We start from the raw sequence: 1370 nt of genomic DNA, 5'->3' as shown, positions 1-1370 counted from the left end.
GAAATACCATCACGAACGGCGTTTAACCCAGGTAGCGATTTGATTACTGCACCGAATACTTACATTTAATCTGATCTTAAATTCCGTCTTACCATTTCGATTTTTTTCAGAAAATTCATATTTTTATAACGAAGAACATAGCAAGATAGTATTCATACTGAATTGTTTGTCTCTTTCAATCACGCCGATTACGATATAGACACTAGCCTTCCATGCTGCTTCTCCCAACCTTTCAGTTGTTTTACTTGGAACAGGAACTGAATTTTCCCAATAACAAAGCCAGTTTTTTTTCCTTCATGAGAGCAACTCCTTACTGTTACTCCAAGGCTGTATCCCCTCGGGTATCTGGGATTAGGAAAAACGACAATGTTAGCTCCTTTTTTCCTGATTCTGGGGTTAATGAAACAGCCTTTCCTGTACTTGCTTCTCGATTCATAATAACAGAAACAGCTTGGACGACACCTACTAACAAATACGCTTACTATTTATTTTTTTAACAGGGTGTCTTTCTAAGAACTTTTTAAAGCACTGTCCTAGGCATCCTCGATAAAATGGACCGATTCTATTTGGAATCRTTGATGAAGAATGTAATCACTTTCAAAATCTAATTTAAACTAGAGCTGGTTTGATCCAGAGAATATACATGCATTCACTAATTTACCTACATCCGACTCCCCAAGATCGAGCAACGCCCCCGCTACCTTGAATGATGCCGTCCTTGTTTTTTGCCAAAAAGCTACTACGGTGTATTCCTTAAATTAATAATAGATTATTGACATTATTCCATACTTTAGTGTTACCTTCTTGTTACCAGTCTCCAGAACTTCTTTCCCTTACTAGCTGGATGATCGTAATCAGTTGGCTGCTCTTTTAGCTTTTAAGTGATTGATTCTAAAATGAAAYCTTCCCGTTTAATGTCTCGTAGTTCTTTAAAAATCAATTCTTCTCTATGTCACCCTGTTATTTTTTATATGCCTCCCTCCCATGATTCCATATCCGATCACAATAGCAACATAAATTCATCATAGCTTGATTAAAGATAGTTATATAATTTCAAAGTTTTCTCATTTTTTAATACATCTCAATCCTATTATTATTTTCAAAAAAACTTTGCACCATGATTCGAATTGTAATCATGTATTTTAGAATTAGACCGCACCTAAACGGCCCTTGACCTGGCATTATTCTTGCATGTATTACCAATGAAAAAATTTAAGGAGTGATTTTCTTGTTTAATTTTAACCCTTCTGAAGAACAACAAATCATGATTGAAAAAGCAACTGCATTTATGAACGAGTTCGTTTACCCAAATGAAAAATATATGGTTCCACATCGCGGCCTGCCGGATGATATTTTAAAACCATTACAGG

1 pseudogene is annotated in these 1370 nt (G+C 35.5%); it reads right to left on the bottom strand.

What is annotated here, in order from left to right:
• Positions 1 to 126: 126 nt before the first annotated feature.
• Positions 127 to 436: pseudogene (locus AC1DUW_RS28950) on the bottom strand (nitrilase); the annotation flags it as partial.
• Positions 437 to 1370: the final 934 nt, after the last annotated feature.

The sequence above is a fragment of the Peribacillus sp. P4_C12 genome (genome assembly GCF_056402095.1).
The sequence above is the reverse complement of the archived record's forward strand: the minus strand, read 5'-3'. Positions and strand labels throughout refer to the sequence as shown.